Source organism: Acidovorax sp. NN32 (assembly GCF_057597245.1).
Genome location: NZ_CP199679.1, coordinates 1,907,950 through 1,926,441 on the forward strand (window position 1 = coordinate 1,907,950; position 18,492 = coordinate 1,926,441).

The window sequence follows — 18,492 nt, forward strand, 5'->3', positions numbered from 1 at the left end:
CAGGCTTCCTACAATGGCCCAGCAACCGCGAGAGGGCGCCATGACACACGTCACCTGGGACCACAACCCGCCGACCACCTGGACAGCCATGATGGATGGGCAAGCACTTTGCTCCATCAAGCGCAAGGACATTGGCGGCTGGACGGCGGTCTGGATGGATGAGCGCCTGTGGCCAGCGCCACCCCATCTGCCCAAGGCCATGCCCCAGCCCACACGGTTTTTCAGCAGTCTGGAAGAAGCCAAACTGGCGGTCGAGCAGGCGCTGTCGGCGTGAACCGTTGTCGGGCCTGAATCCGTCAGGCATCCAGCAGCTGGCTGGATTCCAGCAGGTGTTGAAGTGCCTTGTTTTTTATAGCGGCCAACGCAATACCAACGGGCGCCAGGGCCGACACTGATTCGTGGAACTGCTTTTTTGCAGCGCCCACCCGCCATGCCGACTGCAAGGCGCCAAAGGCGCCTTGCACCTTGGCCCTTTCGGTGCGCCAGGGGCCGCAGCCACATGGTCAGGGCAGTTTGACGGCCGCCACGGCGTTGGACGTGGAGATGAAGAGTGTGGTGTCGCGCACGGCAAGGCCCCTGGGCTCGTCGATGAGGCCGGGCAGGTCTCCTGCCGCAAATCCCTGGCCCCAGGGTTTGCCCACCAGCGTGCTGACCTGGCCATCGACGCCAATCTTGCGCACCACATGGTGGCGCGGATCGGTCACATAGACGTTGCCCTTTGCGTCGGCTGCCAGGTGGGCCTGAGAGTCGGAGAGTGCCGCGCCTGTGTCCACGGCCAGTTGCGCCGACGATACGGGGCCATCCACCAGCCCGGGGGGCATGTCCGCGCGGCCTGCAACGGTGCTCACGCTGCCTGCGGGGGTGATCTTGCGGATGGTGGGGCCCACGCCCGTGATGTTGTGGTGGCGCCCATCGACCACATACAGGTTGCCCGCAGGGTCCAGCACCATATGGCCCAGCGCCGAGAACAGCGCCGAACCGGCAGGGCCGTCTGCATGCCCCCGTGCGTTGGGGTTGCCTGCAAACAGGCTGACGGCACCGGTCGGGCTGATCTTGAAGATCACGCCTTGCAGCGACGATGCGTACAAGGTGCCCGCATCGTCGGCGACCAGGCCCGTGATGCCAAGATCCAGAAATGCTGGGATGGCATTCAACTGAGCGGACAGGTCGGCAAAAACTGCGACGTTGCCTGCGGGCGTGGCCTTCAGGATGCGCTTGAGAGAGTACGAGTAGATGTTTCCGGCACCATCCACGGTGAGTGCTTCAGGGCCGCAGAAGGCGACTTCGTTGATTGGCCCCGTGATTTGCGAGCACGGGTTTTTAACCCTGCCCAGGGTGCCCACCATGCCATCCGGCTGAATAGTTCGAATGGCTGCATTGTTGCGGTCGCGCACATACAGGGTGCCTGATTTGCCCACGGCCAGCGCCCCCGGGCCGTCAAACCGGGCTGTGCTCCCGCTGCCATCGGCCCAGCCAGGACTGGGTGCCGTTCCCACTTTCAAGTCGGCAGCGCCATCGCGGGGGTAGCGGTGGACCAGTGCGTAGCTTTGGAAGCTGCTGGACGCGCTGTTTTCGGTGACGAGGAAGCGCCCTTGGGCATCCACCGCGAGGCGTTTGGCAGCGCAAAAGGCAGGCGGCAGGCCATCGGCGCCGAAGGCGCAGTCCGCTGCGCGCCGCACGGTGGTGACGGAACCATCGGCAGCGATCTCGCGCAGCGGCGTGCCCAGGTGCCTGTCCAGCACAAATATCCGGTTGGAGCGGTCTATGGCAATGGCTTGCAGTTCGCCAAACTTGGCCGCTGATGCCGAACCGTCCACATGGCCAGCGTTGCCCTGGGCCACGGTGCCTGAGAGCACCGTGGCCTGTCCACCGGGCGCAAATTTGCGCACCACATGGTCGTTGGGATCGGCGGCGTACAAGGCCCCGGCGGAGTCGGTCGCCAATTGCACCGGGTAGAAGCGCGCGGGGTTGTTGCGCCCTTGTCCTGGCGTCGGAATCTGGCTGACCTTGAACACCACGGTGCTGACCACGCCGGCTGGTGTGATTTTGCGGATGGGGTTGCCCGTGGGCTCGGCAGGCAGGGTCTGCGTCAAAGGTGCCCATTCAGAGACATAGACATTGCCATCCTTGTCCACGGCAATGCTGGTGGGGCTACACAGCGTAGCCGCCGTGCCGGTGCCGTCGGCATTGCCACACACGCCCACCTGGCCGGCCAGCGTGGTGACGTTGCCGGATGCATCGATCTTGCGCACCAGGTGGTTCCCGGCGTCGGCCACGTAGGCGTTGCCCGCCGCATCCACCGCCACGGCCAGCGGCGCGTTGAAACGGGATGCTGTGCCTGCGGCGTCCAGGTAGCGCGTCTCGATGCTGCTCGCGCCACTCCGTGTGGGGCCGCCGCCTGCGACTGTGGTGAGCTGCCCGGTGGGGGAGAGTTTGCGAATGGTGTTGTTGCCGGTGTCTGCCATCAGCACATCGCCCGCGGGGGTGAGCGCCATACCGCCCGTTTCGACGCTGATTTTTGCGAAAGCCCCGGTGCCATCCTGGTTGCCCGGGCCGTCGGTGCTACCTGCCAACAAGGACAGGGCTGTGGCGGGCGGCGGTGGCGGGGCTGGTGTATCGCTGGAACCCCCGCCGCAGGATGCAAGCACAGGGATTGCCAGCGAGGCCAGCAGCCTCCAGCGGGCTCGGTGTGGGGTGCGTGGTTTGCTTTGCATAAAAATCCTATGAAAATGTTGGGTCAGAGTCGCAGACTGGCCATCAGCCCGATGAAAACGCATGGGAGGGGAAGTTGGTCACCGCCATCTCATCCAGGCTGACTCCAAAGCGGGCCGTCGCGAGTGCGGCGCTAGCGCTGAGGTAGGGGTGTCAGAAGAGCTGTCCCCAGACGCGGCGACCACGGGGACTCCCAATGCAGCAAGCAGGCCAATGCGTCGCAGTCGATCCTTGGATGCGGTGTTGGGCATGAAGCTCCCTATCGCGAATTTCGGTTTTGACTTTCGCAAAGCAGTGCCCAGGCAAACAGCGCGCCTCAAGACAAGGCGGTTGTTGCATCCCTGTTTGCATAAGAGCGGCTAACAAAACTCTTCTGGCGTGGTTGCCGCGTCTTGTCGTACTGCTCGTACAGCCTGCGACGCAACGCTAGCCAGAACCGCTTCGCTGAGTTTGTTCGCCGCTCTAAGTCCTATCGGTGATGTTGGGGCAACGATACATGACGGGACGAGTTTATGGGCTGTGTATCACAGCGGCCAAGTAACTGTCGGTTACGGCAGGCGGGCATACGTTAAAACACCCGGCCCTCCCCAATTGGCATGAGGATTTTGAGATGGCTGTGGGGTTAGCGCACAGGCGGGCAGAAAAATGCATCCAGCACCGGCATCAACACCGGAAACTCCTGCGCAAACCTGTCGCGGTTCACAAAGTACGCCTCGCAGGCCACCGCAAAAAACTCGGACTGTGATGTGGCCCCGTAGGCGTCCAGCCAGGGGCGTTCTGCTCCAAAGCGCTCGGCCAGGATCACACGCTCGCGGAACTGCTCGTACGCTGGCTCCCAGGCGGCCCACCAGGCTTCGTAGGCGGCGCGTCCGGTGCGTGTCTCCATGAAGCCTGCGGGCAAGGGCGGGCAGCCGTTGGGTTCGCCACTCTTCATGTCGAGCTTGTGCACGAACTCGTGCACCACCACGTTGTGGCCGCGCGCCGTGTTCTCGGTGGCATTGGCCACGTGCTCCCAGCTGAGCATGATGGGGCCGCGCTCCATGGCCTCGCCCAGCAGCACCTGGGTGTGTTCATGCACCACGCCGGCCTCGTCCACCGTCTGGCGGCGCGCCACGGCTTCGCCAGGGTGCAGCACGATGCCCACAAAATCGTCGTACCAGTCGAGCGCCTTGGCCGGGTCGCCCCAATGCAGCAGGGGAAGGCAGGCCTGCGCCGCAATGTCGATGGCCATGGCGTCGGTCACCACCAGGCCGTGGGCGCCGTGGAACTCCTTGTGGTGCAGAAAGAGGGCGCTCAAGGCGCGCAGCTTGGACTGGTCGTGCAGCGAGAGCGCCGCCAGAAACGGGTAACGCTGCAGGGTCTGCAGCCACAGCGTGGCCGAGATGTCGGGCACGGGGGCCACCGTGGCGCGGACGCGGCTCCAGAGCCGATGGAAAAGAGGGGGCATGGCGATCAGGCAGCGGGTGGTGAAACCCCGCGCAGTTCAGGATCGCGAGTACTTGGGGGCCGGGGACAGCCGTTCCAACCCCGCGCGGGACAAACGCAGTGTTTCCACGCGGGGCGGTAATGCCGCGGCATCCCAGTCGCTGAGCACCACGCGCTGCAAGCCGGGCGCCAGCGCGTGGTTGTTGGGGCGGTGGGTGTGGCCGTGAATGAGCGTATGCGCCTGGGCCGCCTGGAGCCAGGTGATGGCGGCCGGGCCGTCTACATCGGCATAGATCGCGCCCGACTGTTTGCGCGCCTCACTCTCCTGGCGGATGCCACGCGCCTGCGCGCGACGTGTGGCCAGGGGCTGCGCCAGAAACTGCCGCTGCCACTCGGTGCTGCGCGCCTGCACGCGAAAGCGCTGGTACTCGACATCGTCCAGGCACAGCAGGTCGCCGTGGCTGAGCACGAAGCGCTGGCCGCCAAACACCAGTACCGTGGGGTCTGCCAGGCCAGTGATGCCACACTGCGCCAGGAACCCCGGGCCCGCCAGAAAGTCGCGGTTGCCGTGCATGAAGTACACGGGCAGGCGCTGCGCGGCGGCCCGCAGGGCGGCGCAGCCTTCGGCCTCGAAACTGCCAGGTTCGCCCATGGCGTCATCGCCCACCCATACCTCGAACAGGTCGCCCAGGATGAAGAGGGCATCGGCCGTGGTGGTGGCCAGGTAGTGCTCGAAAGCGGCCACTGTGGCGGGCTCGCTGGCCTGCAGGTGCAGGTCCGAAATGAAATCGACCGTGCGCCAGTGCGATGGAGCGACAAGCTCCTCGAACCGGGGCACGGTCGTGGTCACGGAGATCGCGGTCAGATCAGAGTGCGATCAAAGCGCAACAGCCTTTTCGATCACAACGTCTTCCTTCGGCACGTCGTCATGGAAACCCTTGCGGCCCGTCTTCACGGCCTTGATCTTGTCCACCACGTCGGTGCCCGACACGACCTTGCCGAACACGGCATAGCCCCAGCCCTGGGCCGAGGGTGCGGTGTGGTTCAGGAAGCCGTTGTCGGCCACGTTGATGAAGAACTGGGCGGTGGCCGAGTGCGGGTCGCTGGTGCGGGCCATGGCCACGGTGTAGTTGGCGTTCTTGAGGCCATTGTTGGCTTCGTTTTCGATGGGCGCGTCAGTGCCCTTCTGGGTCATGCCGGGCTCAAAGCCGCCGCCTTGCACCATGAAGCCAGGAATCACGCGGTGGAAGATGGTGTTGTTGTAATGGCCCTTGTTCACATAGGCCAGAAAGTTCTCGACCGACTTGGGGGCCTTGGCGGCATCGAGTTCGAGGGTGATGACACCGTAGCCGGTGATGTGCAGTTCGACCTGGGGGTTGCTCATGGCAATGCTTCCTTCAAAAAAATGGCGGGTTCACTTCACCAGGGTGGCGGAGTTGATGGTGACGGGAGTGGTGGGCACGTTCTGGTGCGGGCCCTTGTTGCCGGTGGCCACGGCCTTGATCTTGTCCACCACGGCCGTGCCTTCGACCACCTTGCCGAACACGGCATAGCCATGGCCGTCGGGGCTCGGGGCGTTGAGCATGGCGTTGTCCTTCACGTTGATGAAGAACTGCGATGTGGCCGAGTTGGGGTTGCCCGTGCGCGCCATTGCGATGGTGTAGGTGTCGTTCTTGAGGCCGTTGTTGGCTTCAAGGGGAATAGGGGCCTTGGTGGGCTTGGGAATCAGGTCAGCGGTGTAGCCACCGCCCTGGATCATGAAACCATCGATCACGCGGTGGAACACGGTGCCGTCATAGGTCTTGTCCTTGACGTAGCCCAGGAAGTTTTCCACCGTCTTGGGCGCCTTGGCCGGGTCGAGTTGCACCACGATGTCGCCCATCGAGGTAGACAGCTTGACCTTGGGGGCGTCTTGCGCCTGTACGGACGCTACTGAAAAAATAGCTGTCAGCGCAATACCTGCAAGCGCCAGGGTCGAATTTCTTCTGGAAATCATCCAATCACTCCTTCGAAAAATATCTGCCATTGTTGGCCCCGCCGCGCCCAGTACTGGCGTTTGACGGGACCCGTGCGGGCGCCTTCGGCGACTTCGCCGAACGTTACCACCATGGTGTCGGCGGAGTCTGTCCAGCGCAGGTAAGACTTGTCCTTGAGGTGGAGTTCCCGGCCTTTCAGGGCGCGGGTCTCCGCCTGGAGCACCTGGGTCCATTCGTTGAGCGGTTTTTTGCGGTAACTCTGGAAGTCTGGCGCGTAAAAGCCCAGCAACCGGTTCATGTCGCCCTGGGTTTTGGCGTTGCGCCAGGCATTGAGCACCGCGTCAAAAGACTTGCGGTCCGCCTGCACGGCGTGGGGCGCTACCCACTGCAGCTGGCGCGCAATGACCACGGGGGTGGAACGGGGCTCCACCGTGCGCAGAATGCGTTCCAGGTCGGGATTGGCCAGCACCAGGCAGCCATCGGTGGCCAGGGGCGCGCGGGCAAACTGGTCGGGTGGCGTGCCATGCAGCCAGATGCCGCTGCCGGTCTTGCCCCGGCTCTGGTCCAGGGGGTTGGGGTAGTTGATGGGCAGCGCGCCTGCGCCGTAGAAGTCTTTGAGCGTGGCGGGGTCCAGGCGGCTGGTGATGAAGTACACACCAAGCGGTGTGCGCTGGTCGCCCTCCAGGCTTTTCTCGATACCCAGCTTGCCGACCGAGGCGTAGTAGTCGGCCACCAACTGCAGGCCCTTGGGCGTGTTCTCGAAAAGGTACAGGCGCGAGCGCGAAGCGTCCACTGCAATGGCATGGCGCGAGCGGGGCGAGAGTTCCAGGAACTGGGCGGGAATGCTGTGCGCGGGCGGGCGGCTGCGCTGGGCGTCCACGCGCTGGCGCGATTCGTTGCGCAGCTCTTCCAGGGTGGTGGCTACCTGCAGGCTGCGTGCAGTGTCGGGCTCTGGCACATCGCCCATGCGGCGGATGGGCCGCGTGCGCGACATCAGCAGGTCGCCCACGGCCAGTTGCGCCAGCTGGAAGTTGGGATAGTCACGCGCCAGGGTTTCGGCCTGGGCCAGTGCCTCGCGGCTGCGGCCTTCTGCGATGAGCTTGTACACGGCCAGCAGGCGTGTTTCTGCCTGTCCGTCGCGCAGGTTGGGCGCCTTGGTGTCGGCCGGTTCTGTAGAAGGCTGGGTGGCGGCGCGGCGCACTTTTCCGCTCTGGGCGTGCGCCGGTGCTGCCTGCAGCAGTGCGGCGAGGAACAGGGTGCCTGCCGCAGCCCGGCGGCTTGGTGCGGACAACTCCACAAACATGCGCGGTTTCAGGTTCAGGCCTTCAGGGGCTCGGCAGCAGGCACAGCCCGCGCACGCTGCGCAGGCCCAGGGTCGGGGTTCACAGTCAACCGCCTGTGGATTCGCGGACGATGGTCCAGCGGCCGTTGTGGTTCACCAGGTCCAGCGTCTTGCGGCTCGTGACGTTGAGCGCATCAGCGGTATAGGCCTGCCGAAAACGGGCGGTGGCCTTGTCGCCATTGACCGCAACGGTAACGTCGGACAGCTGCACGTTGATCTTGGACTTGCCCACGATGCGCGCCTCGCGCTCCTTTTCCCACGCTGAGCGCGTCTGGCGGCCGGGTGGATCGAACGATTTGTCGTAGGCGCCCAGATAGGCCTGCATGTCTTTGGCCGACCAGGCGGCCGCCCATGCCTGAACGGCCGAGGTCACAGCCTGAACGGCTGCGGCGTCGCTTGCTGCTGCCGGGGTGGCTGCGGGTGCTGCGGTGGGGGCTTGGGCGATAGCAGGCGCAGGAGCAGGAGCTGCACTGGGCGCAGATGCGGGTACGGGTGTGGCTGCCGGGGTCGGTGCAGGGGCGGGGGCCACTGCTGCGGGTGGCGCTGGCCGCTGCGTGGCCACCACGGCAGGGGCCGTTGCCGGGGCTGCGGCGGCGGGGCGGCCTGGCTTGCCGGCGGCTTCTGGCGCGAACAGCTCGCGGATCAGTGCCAGCTTGGGCTTGACGGAATTGGCGTTGGTGGCGTCCAACTGCAGCGCCTTGTTGTAGGCCTGGCTGGCCAGCTTGGCGTAGATGTCGCCCAGATTTTCGTGGGCAGTGGCGTAGCTGGGGTTGGTGCGGATTGCCATCTCCAGCGCCGTGCGTGCCTTGTCCAGCTGGTTCTGGTTGGCGTAGAGCACTGCCAGATTGTTGTAGGGCTCGGGCAGCTCTGGGTATTCTTCCGTCAGCTTGGTGAAGGTGGTGATGGCATCAGCAGGCTTGCCCGAATCTGCCTGTGCCACGCCACGCAGGAAGCGCAGCTGCGGGTCGCGTGGGTTGGCGGCCAAGCGCTGATCGGCCTTGGCGAGCGCGTCGGCGGGCTTGCCTGCTTTGATCAGCTGGGTGATTTCTGTGTAGTCGTCGGCCTGGGCCGCGCCAGTGCCCAGCAGCGCGGTCAGTGCCAGCAGGCGCAGGAGGCGTGGAAGTGTGCGGCGGACTTGCTTCATGGGGGCTTCAAAGGTGTGGGGCAGCGTCTGTCCCGGGCGGGGGCTTATACTGCGGCGGATTGTAGCTGAGGGGGTTGTCATGACGGAACGCTGTTGCCGCGGGTGATTTCGCTGTAGGCCCCTCGCTGGGCCAACCCTTCGCCAGGGGCCTTTGCCCCCAGCTGCCGGGTGGATTTTCATTCACCCACCACCCCATCCCCCGTTACTGAAATCCCATGAGTTTGCGCATCTACAACACGCTGTCGCGTGCATTGGAAGACTTTTCCCCGCTCGAACCTGGCCATGTGCGCATGTATGTGTGCGGCATGACCATCTATGACCTGTGCCACATCGGCCACGCCCGCATGATGATGGCCTTTGACGTGGTGCAGCGCTGGCTCAAAAGCAGTGGCTACCGCGTCACCTACGTGCGCAACATCACCGATATCGATGACAAGATCATCAAGCGCGCGCTGGAGCGCGGCATCACCATCCGTCAGCTGACCGACGAGATGATTGCCGCCATGCACCAGGACATCGGCCTGCTGGGCATCGAGCCGCCCTCGGCCGAGCCCCGCGCCACCGAATACGTGCCCCAGATGCTGTCGCTGATCGGCCAGCTTGAGGGCAAAGGCCTGGCCTACCGTGCCAGCAATGGCGATGTGAATTACTCCGTGCGCAAGTTCGACGGCTACGGCAAGCTCTCGGGCAAGTCGCTCGATGAACTGCGTGCGGGTGAACGTGTGGCCGTGCTCGATGGCAAGGAAGACCCGCTCGACTTTGTGTTGTGGAAGTCTGCCAAGGCCGAGGAACCACCCGAGGCCAAGTGGGAAAGCGCTTTTGGCGCCGGCCGCCCCGGCTGGCACATCGAATGCTCGGCCATGAGCTGCGCTACGCTGGGCGAAACCTTTGACATCCACGGCGGCGGGGCGGATTTGCAATTCCCCCACCACGAAAACGAAATCGCCCAGAGCGAAGGCGCCACGGGCAAGCCGCTCGCGAAGTTCTGGGTGCACAACGGTTTTGTGCGCGTGGACAACGAGAAGATGTCCAAGAGTCTGGGCAATTTCTTCACCATCCGCGACGTGCTCCAGCAGTATGACGCCGAGACGGTGCGGTTCTTCATCGTGCGGGCCCACTACCGCAGCGCGCTGAACTACAGCGATGCCCATCTGGACGACGCGCGCCAAGCGCTCAAGCGCCTTTACACGGCGCTGAGCCTGGTGGCGCCCGCCGATGTGGCAGCCATCAACTGGGCCGACCCCTACGCCGCGCGTTTCAAGGCGGCCATGGACGAGGACTTTGGCACGCCCGAGGCCGTGGCCGTGCTGTTTGATCTGGCCGGTGAAGTCAACAAGACGCGATCGGCCGCGCTGGCGGGGCTGCTCAAGGCGCTGGGGGGATGCCTGGGCATTCTGCAAGCTGACCCCAAAGCCTTTCTGCAAGCGGGTGCCAGTGGCGTGGACGAGGCCGACATCCAGGCGCAGATCGCCGCCCGGGCTGCCGCCAAGGCTGCCAAGAACTTCGCCGAGGCCGACCGCATCCGCCAGGCGCTGCTTGCCCAGGGCATCGTGCTCAAGGATTCCGCCGCAGGCACGACCTGGGAAGCTGCGCAGTGAAGCTGGTTTTTATGTCAAAACTGCCTCTGGCGCAGGTGGGGTAAGCGGTGGCAGCTCTTAAAAAGATAGCGAGCGATGCCGCAACGCCGCCGCTGGTGCTGGCCACGCCCGACTATTGGGCCGAGGCCTGCAAGCACTTGGTGAAGAAGGACCGGGTGATGAAGCGCCTGATCCCGCAGTTGGGCGATGCCGCGCTGCGTACGCGGGGTGATGCGTTCGTCACGCTGGCGCGCAGCATCGTGGGCCAGCAGGTGTCCGTCGCGGCGGCGCAGGCCGTGTGGGAGCGCTTCGTCGCGCTGCTGCCGCGCGGCATGAAGCCCGCCAGCGTGCTCAAGCTCAAGATCGACGACATGCGGGCCGCAGGCTTGTCGGCGCGCAAGGTGGATTACCTGGTGGACCTGGCCATCCACTTTGAACAAGGCAAGCTGCACGTGAAGGACTGGGCGGCGATGGACGACGAAGCCATCATTGCCGAACTGGTAGCGATCCGAGGCATTGGCCGCTGGACGGCCGAGATGTTCCTGATCTTCTACCTGATGCGCCCCAACGTACTGCCCTTGGATGACCCAGGGTTGATCGCAGGGATCAGTCACAACTATTTCTCGGGCGATCCCGTCAGCCGCAGCGATGCGCGCGAGGTGGCCGAGGCCTGGAAGCCATGGTGCAGCGTGGCAACTTGGTATATTTGGCGATCGCTCGACCCCCTGCCGGTGGCTTATTGAAAACGCTGACCCAGCCTGACGCGCTTTACAAAACTCGTTAACCGTCGGTTACAGTGCGTGCCATTCGTATTCGTGGCAGCCGCAACCGGCGCGATCCCCTAGGAGAAAAACGTTGGCGAAAAAGACCTTTCTGGATTTCGAGCAGCCCATCGCCGAACTCGAATCCAAAATTGAAGAACTGCGCTACGTGCAGACCGAGAGTGCCGTCGATATCTCGGAAGAAATCGACCAGCTGAGCAAGAAGAGCCAGCAGCTCACGAAAGACATCTACAGCGAACTGTCGCCCTGGCAGATCACCAAGATTGCCCGGCACCCCGAGCGCCCCTACACGCTCGACTACGTGCGCGACATCTTCACCGACTTCGTGGAACTGCACGGCGATCGCCATTACGCGGACGACCTGTCCATCGTGGGCGGCCTCGCGCGCTTCAACGGCCATGCCTGCATGGTGCTGGGCCACCAGAAGGGGCGCGACACCAAGGAGCGCGCCATGCGCAACTTTGGCATGAGCAAGCCCGAGGGCTATCGCAAGGCCCTGCGCCTCATGAAAACGGCCGAGAAGTTCAAGCTGCCCGTGTTCACCTTTGTGGACACGCCCGGCGCCTACCCCGGCATCGACGCCGAAGAACGCGGCCAGTCTGAAGCCATCGGCCGCAACATTTTCGAGATGGCGCAGCTCGAAGTGCCCATCATTACCACCATCATTGGTGAAGGCGGCTCTGGCGGCGCACTGGCCATCAGCGTGGGTGACCAGGTCGTCATGCTGCAATACGCCATCTACTCCGTGATCAGCCCTGAGGGCTGCGCTTCCATCCTCTGGAAGACCAGCGACAAGGCACAGGAGGCTGCCGATGCTCTGGGCATCACCGCCCACCGCTTGAAGGCCCTGGGCCTGGTGGACAAGATCGTGAGCGAGCCCGTGGGCGGCGCCCACCGCGACCACAAGCAGATGGCGGCCTTCTTGAAGCGTGCCCTGGGCGATGCCTTCCGCCAGGTGGCCGACCTCAAGACCAAAGACCTGCTGGACCGCCGCTACGAGCGTCTGCAGAGCTATGGCCGCTTCAGCGACACCAAGGCCGATAGCCGCTGAGCGGTTGACTGCCCACCGCGCATTGCGCCCACGGCCCTCCGGGGCCGTTGTTGTTTTTGTGGTCAGAACCTAGCGCTCTGCGGGCTAACCTCCACTGGCGCGCAGACTGATACCGGATGTAACATGGCCCACGCCCGTCCGTGCGGGTGGATCAAGAAGGGGTGCCCCATGTCGCTTCTGAAGACGCTCAAAGGCCAGATTCTGGTGTTGTCCGCCCTGTGTATGGTGGCCGCCCTGCTGGTACTGACCCTGGTCAACTACTTTTCGGCGCGCGGGCAGGCGCAGGTGTCGCTGGCGGAAGAGGGGCTGGCCACGGCCAAAAGCCACGCCGAGACCATTGAGGAATGGGCGCGGGGCAAGTCGGCGATCATTGCGGCGTCCGTCACCGCCTTTGAAGAGCCCGAGCCCGCCAAGCCGCTGGCCATGCTGCGGGACGCTGGCAAGTTCAGTACCGCCTATTTTGGCTATGCCGACAAAAAATACGTGTTCTCTGAAACACGCAATTTGCCGGCAGATTACGACCCCACTGCGCGGCCCTGGTACAAGCAGGCGGCGCAGGCGGGCACGTCGGTCGTCACGCCGCCCTACATTTCAGCGTCGGACCAGAAGCTCGTGGTGACGTTTGCCACCCCGGTGGGCGCAGGCGCAGCCCTCAAGGGGGTGGCGGCGGGAGATGTGTATATGGAGTCGGTGGTGGCAAATGTGGCCTCCATCCGGCCCACGCCCCAGAGCTTTGGGTTCCTGGTGTCAGCCGACGGCAAGATCATTGCCCACCGCGATCAGGCGCTCACCCTCAAGCCCATTGCGGAGCTGTCCAAAGACCTTGCGGTGGACAAATTGGTCGCAGCCGCCAAGGACAGTACCAGCCTGTTGCAAGCCGACATTGGAGGGCGCAACCGCCTGCTGAGTGTGGTTCCCATCGCTGGCACCTCGTGGATGCTGGTGGTGGCCCTGGATGAGAGCGAAGCGATGGCGCCCATCCGCTCCATGCTGGCCACATCCTTGATTTCCAGCGTGTTGGTGTTGCTGGTAGCCGTCGGGCTGCTGGGCGTGATCCTGACCCGGCGCCTGCGCCAGTTGACCCTGGTGCGCGACGCCATGCACGAGATCGGCACAGGCGACGGTGATCTGTCGCGCCGCATTGACGCACAGGGCGAAGACGAACTGGCGCAGATTGCTGCCAGCTTCAACAGCTTTGCGGGCAAGCTCTCGGGTGTGCTGGCGCAGATTCGTGATGCCAGCAGCTCGGTGCGCGTGGCGGCCGAAGAGATCGCCACGGGCAACCAGGACCTGAGCGGGCGCACCGAACTCACGGCCTCCAGCCTGGAGGAAACCTCCGCATCGATGCAGCAGCTGACCGAAACCGTGCGCCACAACGCGGATTCAGCCCGCCAGGCCAACCAGCTGGTGGCACAGGCATCCAGCGTGGCGCAGCACGGTGGCCAGGTGGTGGGCAATGTGGTGACCACCATGGAGCAGATCAATGCCGCGTCGCGCAAGATCAACGACATCATCGGAGTCATTGACGGCATCGCCTTCCAGACCAACATCCTCGCATTGAATGCGGCGGTGGAGGCAGCGCGCGCTGGCGAGCAAGGGCGTGGCTTTGCCGTGGTCGCGAGTGAAGTGCGCAGCCTGGCAGGGCGCAGTGCGGAGGCTGCCAAGGAAATCAAGCAACTCATCAGCGCGTCGGTGGAACAGGTGGAAAACGGCTCGCGCCTGGTGCATGACGCGGGCACCACGATGAAAGACATCGTGACCTCGGTGCAGCGCGTCACGGACATCATGGCCGAGATCACGGCCTCGACCAATGAGCAAAGCACCAGCATCAACGAGGTCGGGCAGGCGGTATCGCACCTGGACCAGATGACCCAGCAGAACGCGGCGCTGGTGGAGCAAAGCGCCGCCGCAGCCCAGAGCCTCAAGGACCAGTCGGTGCGGCTGTCGGAGGTGGTGGGCACGTTCCGCCTGTCCGCCGATGCCTCACGCGCCGGGCCGCGTTTGTCCGCGCCAGCCGGTTGATGGGATGAAGGGGGCAGGCGAGGGGAAGGTGCCCGCGATAATCGGCGCCCATGCATTCCCGCTCTGTCCATCGCTTTTGTGTGCTTGATGCGCCACCACCGCTCCGTGGCGCGGGCCGGGTGCCGCAGTGACCCAGTCTTTCGACGCTGCCATGCAGGCCTTTGCCCCCGCACTGCCACTGGCTGTGGGGCTGAGTGGCGGGGCTGACTCCACGGCGCTGCTGCTGGCTTGTGCGCGCCGGTGGCCTGGGCAGGTGCAGGCCATCCATGTGCACCACGGCCTGCAGGCGGCGGCCGATGGGTTTGAACGGCATTGCACTGCCTTGTGCCAAGGCCTTGGCGTGCCGCTGTGGGTGGAACGGTTGGATGCCCGCCATGCACCGGGCCAGAGCCCCGAAGATGCCGCCCGACAGGCAAGATACAAGGCTTTTGAGGCTGTAGCGCTTGCCAGTCAATCGCAAATAGCTATCAAATCAATAGCAATTGCGCAACATGCGGATGACCAGGTTGAGACGCTGCTGCTGGCGTTGTCACGTGGTGCAGGCGTTGCCGGGCTGGCCGCCATGCCTGCCCGCTGGGAACGCGCTGGCGTGGTGTGGCACCGCCCGTTGCTGCCGGTGGCCGCCGGAGACATTCGCAGCTGGCTGCGAGCGCAGGAACAGGGCTGGGTGGAAGACCCCACCAACACCGACGAACGCTACACCCGCAACCGTATCCGCGCGCAGCTACTGCCTGCGCTGGAGGCCGCCTTTCCGGCGTTTCGCGACACGTTCGCCCGCTCGGCCTCCAACGCCGCGCAGGCCGCTGAGCTGCTCGAAGAACTGGCGCAGCAGGACCTGGCGCGCGTCGGTGCACCGCCGCAGATCGCTGCACTGCAGGGCTTGAGCCGCTCGCGCCAGGCCAACGTGCTGCGCCACTGGTTGCGCCAGTTCCACCACACCACACCCGCGGCGGCGCAACTGGGCGAGCTGTTGGACCAGATTGCGGCCTGCACCACGCGCGGCCACCGCATCCACATCAAGGTGGGGCGTGGCTTTGTGGTGCGGACCGGGCCAGCCCTTGACTGGTGCGACCCCCAAGTTGGGGAGCTCTAGTTGCCCGAACATCGCAAGGCACCCTGCGAGGAAGACAAAAAATGGAACAAGCCGTCGTACCAGGCATCGTGGTCAACCGCGACGAGGCCAAGATCTCCGTGCTGGGCGTGCCTGGCAAGCGCGGCCTTGCCCGCGAGATCCTGGGCGCGGTGGGTGATGCCAACATCGAAGTCGGCGTGATCATCCAGAACGTGAACAAGGACGGAAAAACCGACTTCAGCTTCACCGTGCACTGCACTGACTATGCTCGCACCATGGACCTGCTCCAGGAGAAGGTGGTACCCACACTGGGGGTGCAGGAACTGGTGGGGGACACCACCATCTGCGCGGTGAGCATCGCCGGTATCGGCATGCACAGCCCTGTGGGGATGGCCAGCAAGATGTTTAGTGCCCTGAGAGAAGAGGGCATCAACATCCAGATGATCTCCACGTCCGCAATCAAGACCTCGGTGGTGATCGACGAAAAGTACGCCGAGTTGGCCGTGCAAAGCCTGTGCAGAGCATTCGAGTGTGACCAGCAAGCCGTACCAGACTGCCAGAATCGGCTCAGAAATGGGGCATAATAGCGGGATTGGAAACGTGACCGAGTGGCCGAAGGTGCTCCCCTGCTAAGGGAGTATGGGGTGTAGAGCCTCATCGAGGGTTCGAATCCCTCCGTTTCCGCCAAGATAAAGCCCAAGTGATTCATTCACTTGGGCTTTTTTCTTGTGATGCATCCGTCTTGGCGCCTTGTCTGCCGCGCCCGGCGAATCCGCAAGGCCCACGCTGCGCTCATTCGTCGATGGACGCGCTCCAGCGGCTGCCCCAATCGCCCCCCTTGTTGCTCACCTTGTCGATCTCGCGCCGGTCCCGTTTGGTAGGGCGGCCTTCGTGCAGCGTGGCGGCGGGTTCTGGTGCCAAGCGGCGCAACTCCGCAGCCTTTTCGCGGGTGGCGATGCTATCGGGCGTTTCCTGGTACAGCTGTTGGGCGACAGGTGCTGGGCCGCGCGCTCCGCTCAGGCCCATCACCAGCACCGTACGGGCAACCGGCCCCTGGCGCAGCGCGACGGTATCGCCGCATCGCAGGTCCCGCGCGGGTTTGGCCAGTTGGCCATTGACGGTGACGCGGCCTTTGCCGATTTCTTCGGTGGCCAGGCTGCGGGTTTTGTAAAAGCGCGCGCACCAGAGCCATTTGTCCAGCCGCATTGTCTCCAGGGTGTTCATGCCGGGGATTGTGCCGCGTGTGCGGGGTTGCCCATGTCAGCCGATGGCGCGGCCAGTGGCAGGCGCACCACGGCGTCCAGCCCTGTCAGTCTGCTGCCCACCATGCGGTTGGTTAAGGCGATGCTGCCACCGAGGGCTTGCACGATCTCATGGCAGATCGCCAGGCCCAGGCCGCTGCCCGCGCGCACGTCGCCGGCCGAAAAGGGCTGAAAGAGGCGTGTCGCCAGTTCGTCGTCGATGCCGGGGCCGTGGTCGCTGATGGTCAGCGCCACATGGTGGCTGTCGGTGCGCAGATCCACCGTGAGTTCACTGCCCTGTGGGGCGTGGCGCACGGCGTTGTGCAACAGGTTGCGGCTCAGCTCGCGCAGCATCCACTCATGAGCCTGCACCCGGGCGGGCTCGGTGTGTATGCCGAAATCCAGGTCGCGCTGGGCGATCAGTGGCGAGATTTCTAGCGCCACGGTACGCAGCATTTCGTCCAGCCGTGTGGTCGGTGGGGTACTTTGCTGGCGCAGTTGCTCCACCTTGGCGAGAGCCAGCATCTGGTTCGCCAGCTGAGTCGCGCGGTCCACGGTGTCGCTGATCTCATGCAGGGCCTGCTGGGGCTCCACGTCGCCGCGCAGGGCGGACTGCACCTGGGTCTTGAGCACCGCCAAGGGCGTGCGCAACTGGTGCGAGGCATCGCGCACAAAGCGCTTCTGGTGCCGCAGCAGGTGGCGCAGGCGCTGCATGACCTCGTTGGTGGCATCGATCAGCGGCTGCAGCTCGCGTGGGGTGGAGGGGGCTGCGATGGGGCTCAGGTCGCCCTCCCTGCGCCCTTGTAGCTGCAGGCTCAGCTGCCGCACAGGGTGGATGGCCCGCTGCACCACCAGCACCACGGTCAACGCGATCACGGCGACGAGCAGGGCCTGGCGCAGCAGGGTGTTGCGCAGAATCTGCAAGGCCAGGGTTTCGCGCACCTCCAGGGTTTCGGCCACCTGGATCACGGCCATGGTGCGGCCTTCCGAACTGGCCACGGGCTGCAGCAGCACGGCCACGCGCACATCGCGCTCCCGAAAGCGGTCGTCGTAGAAATCCACCAATGCCGCATACGGCGGGCGGGCCGGTATCTGGCCGCGCCATACCGGCAGTTCGGCAAATCCAGAAACCAGGTCGCCTTGCAAGGTGGACACGCGGTAGAACATCTGGCTCTGGTTGTCCGCCTCAAAGGCTTCCAGCGCGGAGTAGGGCACCGTGGCGCGCAACTCTGCTGCTTCGTCGTAGCCCCGCACATCGAGTTGCTCGCTGATGCTTTTGGCCGATGCCAGCAGGGTGCGGTCATAGGCCGTATTGAGCGAGGCCAGGGTCTGCTGGTAGAGGCTGTAGGTGTTGAAACCGATGAACAGCACCACGGGCAGCAGAATACCCAGCAGCAGGCGCCTGCGCAACGAAGGGTGGCGGCCCGAGTCCGTTGCAGCGCTCATGTGTCGGCCCGCAGCAGGTAGCCCAGCCCGCGCAGGGTCATCAGCGTGAGGCCTGTGCCTGCCAGCTTCTTGCGCAGGCGGTACACCACGACCTCAATGGCCTCGTACTGCACATCCAGCTGGCCGGGGAACACCAGTTCGTACAGCCGCTCCTTCGTTACAGCATGGCCGGGCTGGGCGAGCAGGGCGTGCATCAGCGCCAGTTCGCGCGGTGTCAGCTCCATCACTTCGCCATTCAGGTAGAGCGCGCCGCTGTCCTTGTCGTAACGGATGGCGCCGATCTGCACGGTACTGGGCGCCAGCGGCGCCACGGTGGGATCTGCGCTGCGCCGCACCAGGGCGCGCAGGCGCGCCTCCAGCTCGTCCAGGTCAAAGGGTTTGGGCAGGTAGTCATCGGCACCCGCGTTCAGGCCCATCACGCGGTCGCCCACAGTGCCGCGTGCAGTGAGGATGAGCACGGGGGTGCGCAGCCCGCGCGAGCGCGCCTGCTGCAGCACCTGCAGGCCGTCGAGCCCGGGCAGGGTCAGGTCCAGGATCACCGCGTCGGGCTGCCGTGCGGCCCACTGGCTGAGCGCCGCGCGGCCGTCGCCCACGGCGGTGACTTCCATGCCACGGCGTGTCAGGGCGCGGTGCAGCGTGGCTTGCATGGTGGGGTCGTCTTCAACAAGAAGCAATTGCATGCGCGGCACCATAGCACCGTCT

At 64.7% G+C, this 18,492-nt stretch carries 16 protein-coding genes, 1 tRNA gene and 1 pseudogene; 8 read left to right on the plus strand and 10 right to left on the minus strand.

Going from position 1 to position 18,492, the window contains the following annotated elements; all coding sequences use genetic code 11:
* Positions 1 to 40 precede the first annotated feature (40 nt).
* The gene (locus ACT89O_RS08795; protein ID WP_055393558.1) at positions 41 to 274 is read left to right on the plus strand and encodes a hypothetical protein; all 234 of its coding nucleotides are present in this window, start codon (positions 41 to 43) and stop codon (positions 272 to 274) included.
* A gap of 229 nt (positions 275 to 503) precedes the next feature.
* Here the strand turns inward: ACT89O_RS08795 and ACT89O_RS08800 are convergent, their stop codons facing one another.
* The 7 genes from ACT89O_RS08800 to ACT89O_RS08830 all read right to left on the minus strand — a co-directional run bounded on the left by ACT89O_RS08800 (position 504) and on the right by ACT89O_RS08830 (position 8,599).
* Positions 504 to 2,495 (minus strand): NHL repeat-containing protein, encoded by a 1,992-nt coding sequence (locus tag ACT89O_RS08800; RefSeq protein ID WP_487262372.1) that lies wholly within the window; start codon positions 2,493 to 2,495, stop codon positions 504 to 506.
* Positions 2,496 to 3,334: 839 nt separating this feature from the next.
* Positions 3,335 to 4,159: a M90 family metallopeptidase gene (locus tag ACT89O_RS08805; protein ID WP_487262373.1), complete on the minus strand. Its 825-nt coding sequence runs from the start codon at positions 4,157 to 4,159 to the stop codon at positions 3,335 to 3,337.
* A 36-nt stretch (positions 4,160 to 4,195) separates the two neighbouring features.
* Positions 4,196 to 4,987, minus strand: coding sequence for a UDP-2,3-diacylglucosamine diphosphatase (locus ACT89O_RS08810; protein WP_487262374.1), 792 nt, complete (start codon positions 4,985 to 4,987; stop codon positions 4,196 to 4,198).
* Positions 4,988 to 5,014: 27 nt separating this feature from the next.
* The gene (locus tag ACT89O_RS08815) at positions 5,015 to 5,521 is read right to left on the minus strand and encodes a peptidylprolyl isomerase (protein WP_121507002.1); all 507 of its coding nucleotides are present in this window, start codon (positions 5,519 to 5,521) and stop codon (positions 5,015 to 5,017) included.
* A gap of 30 nt (positions 5,522 to 5,551) precedes the next feature.
* Positions 5,552 to 6,133, minus strand: coding sequence for a peptidylprolyl isomerase (locus tag ACT89O_RS08820; protein ID WP_306553545.1), 582 nt, complete (start codon positions 6,131 to 6,133; stop codon positions 5,552 to 5,554).
* Positions 6,130 to 7,416 (minus strand): L,D-transpeptidase family protein, encoded by a 1,287-nt coding sequence (locus ACT89O_RS08825; protein WP_055393541.1) that lies wholly within the window; start codon positions 7,414 to 7,416, stop codon positions 6,130 to 6,132. The genes ACT89O_RS08820 and ACT89O_RS08825 overlap by 4 nt, the downstream gene beginning before the upstream one ends.
* A gap of 85 nt (positions 7,417 to 7,501) precedes the next feature.
* Positions 7,502 to 8,599, minus strand: coding sequence for a YybH family protein (locus tag ACT89O_RS08830; protein WP_487262375.1), 1,098 nt, complete (start codon positions 8,597 to 8,599; stop codon positions 7,502 to 7,504).
* 215 nt (positions 8,600 to 8,814) lie between these two features.
* Here ACT89O_RS08830 and cysS point away from each other — a divergent pair, with 215 nt between their 5' ends.
* The 7 genes and pseudogenes from cysS (at position 8,815) to ACT89O_RS08865 (ending at position 15,790) form a co-directional block, all read left to right on the plus strand.
* Positions 8,815 to 10,197: a cysteine--tRNA ligase gene (cysS, locus tag ACT89O_RS08835; protein WP_487262376.1), complete on the plus strand. Its 1,383-nt coding sequence runs from the start codon at positions 8,815 to 8,817 to the stop codon at positions 10,195 to 10,197.
* Positions 10,198 to 10,244: 47 nt separating this feature from the next.
* Positions 10,245 to 10,919 (plus strand): DNA-3-methyladenine glycosylase family protein, encoded by a 675-nt coding sequence (locus ACT89O_RS08840; protein ID WP_199727020.1) that lies wholly within the window; start codon positions 10,245 to 10,247, stop codon positions 10,917 to 10,919.
* 112 nt (positions 10,920 to 11,031) lie between these two features.
* Complete coding sequence (locus ACT89O_RS08845) at positions 11,032 to 12,009, plus strand: acetyl-CoA carboxylase carboxyltransferase subunit alpha (protein ID WP_055400675.1); 978 nt, start codon at positions 11,032 to 11,034, stop codon at positions 12,007 to 12,009.
* Between the two features lie 168 nt (positions 12,010 to 12,177).
* Complete coding sequence (locus tag ACT89O_RS08850) at positions 12,178 to 14,031, plus strand: methyl-accepting chemotaxis protein (RefSeq protein WP_487262377.1); 1,854 nt, start codon at positions 12,178 to 12,180, stop codon at positions 14,029 to 14,031.
* A gap of 127 nt (positions 14,032 to 14,158) precedes the next feature.
* Positions 14,159 to 15,124 carry a tRNA lysidine(34) synthetase TilS gene (gene tilS / locus ACT89O_RS08855; protein ID WP_218299289.1) on the plus strand — a complete coding sequence of 322 codons (966 nt, stop codon included), beginning with the start codon at positions 14,159 to 14,161 and terminating at the stop codon, positions 15,122 to 15,124.
* A gap of 38 nt (positions 15,125 to 15,162) precedes the next feature.
* Positions 15,163 to 15,687 (plus strand): annotated as a pseudogene (locus ACT89O_RS08860) (ACT domain-containing protein); the annotation flags it as partial.
* Between the two features lie 10 nt (positions 15,688 to 15,697).
* Positions 15,698 to 15,790, plus strand: a tRNA-Ser gene (locus tag ACT89O_RS08865).
* Between the two features lie 105 nt (positions 15,791 to 15,895).
* Here ACT89O_RS08865 and ACT89O_RS08870 read toward each other — a convergent pair.
* From ACT89O_RS08870 to ACT89O_RS08880, 3 genes are read right to left on the minus strand one after another with little or no spacing between them, the layout of a single operon-like run.
* A complete protein-coding gene (locus ACT89O_RS08870) occupies positions 15,896 to 16,327 on the minus strand; it encodes an RNA-binding S4 domain-containing protein (protein WP_055400419.1) in 432 nt (143 codons plus the stop codon).
* Positions 16,324 to 17,790: a sensor histidine kinase gene (locus tag ACT89O_RS08875; protein ID WP_055400421.1), complete on the minus strand. Its 1,467-nt coding sequence runs from the start codon at positions 17,788 to 17,790 to the stop codon at positions 16,324 to 16,326. Before ACT89O_RS08875 ends, ACT89O_RS08870 begins: the two co-directional genes overlap by 4 nt.
* On the minus strand, positions 17,787 to 18,470 hold the full coding sequence (locus ACT89O_RS08880) for a response regulator transcription factor (protein WP_055400466.1): 684 nt from the start codon (positions 18,468 to 18,470) through the stop codon (positions 17,787 to 17,789). Before ACT89O_RS08880 ends, ACT89O_RS08875 begins: the two co-directional genes overlap by 4 nt.
* Positions 18,471 to 18,492: the final 22 nt, after the last annotated feature.

Excerpts from the sequence above, each read along its gene's own strand:
- ACT89O_RS08830 (WP_487262375.1), bottom strand. The coding sequence starts at position 8,599 with ATGAAGCAAGTCCGCCGCACACTTCCACGCCTCCTGCGCCTGCTGGCA.
- ACT89O_RS08795 (WP_055393558.1), top strand. The coding sequence starts at position 41 with ATGACACACGTCACCTGGGACCACAACCCGCCGACCACCTGGACAGCC.
- ACT89O_RS08805 (WP_487262373.1), bottom strand. The coding sequence starts at position 4,159 with ATGCCCCCTCTTTTCCATCGGCTCTGGAGCCGCGTCCGCGCCACGGTG.
- ACT89O_RS08875 (WP_055400421.1), bottom strand. The coding sequence starts at position 17,790 with ATGAGCGCTGCAACGGACTCGGGCCGCCACCCTTCGTTGCGCAGGCGC.
- ACT89O_RS08850 (WP_487262377.1), top strand. The coding sequence starts at position 12,178 with ATGTCGCTTCTGAAGACGCTCAAAGGCCAGATTCTGGTGTTGTCCGCC.
- ACT89O_RS08800 (WP_487262372.1), bottom strand. The coding sequence starts at position 2,495 with ATGGCGCTCACCCCCGCGGGCGATGTGCTGATGGCAGACACCGGCAAC.
- ACT89O_RS08825 (WP_055393541.1), bottom strand. The coding sequence starts at position 7,416 with ATGTTTGTGGAGTTGTCCGCACCAAGCCGCCGGGCTGCGGCAGGCACC.
- ACT89O_RS08815 (WP_121507002.1), bottom strand. The coding sequence starts at position 5,521 with ATGAGCAACCCCCAGGTCGAACTGCACATCACCGGCTACGGTGTCATC.
- ACT89O_RS08870 (WP_055400419.1), bottom strand. The coding sequence starts at position 16,327 with ATGAACACCCTGGAGACAATGCGGCTGGACAAATGGCTCTGGTGCGCG.
- ACT89O_RS08820 (WP_306553545.1), bottom strand. The coding sequence starts at position 6,133 with ATGATTTCCAGAAGAAATTCGACCCTGGCGCTTGCAGGTATTGCGCTG.
- cysS (WP_487262376.1), top strand. The coding sequence starts at position 8,815 with ATGAGTTTGCGCATCTACAACACGCTGTCGCGTGCATTGGAAGACTTT.
- ACT89O_RS08880 (WP_055400466.1), bottom strand. The coding sequence starts at position 18,470 with ATGCAATTGCTTCTTGTTGAAGACGACCCCACCATGCAAGCCACGCTG.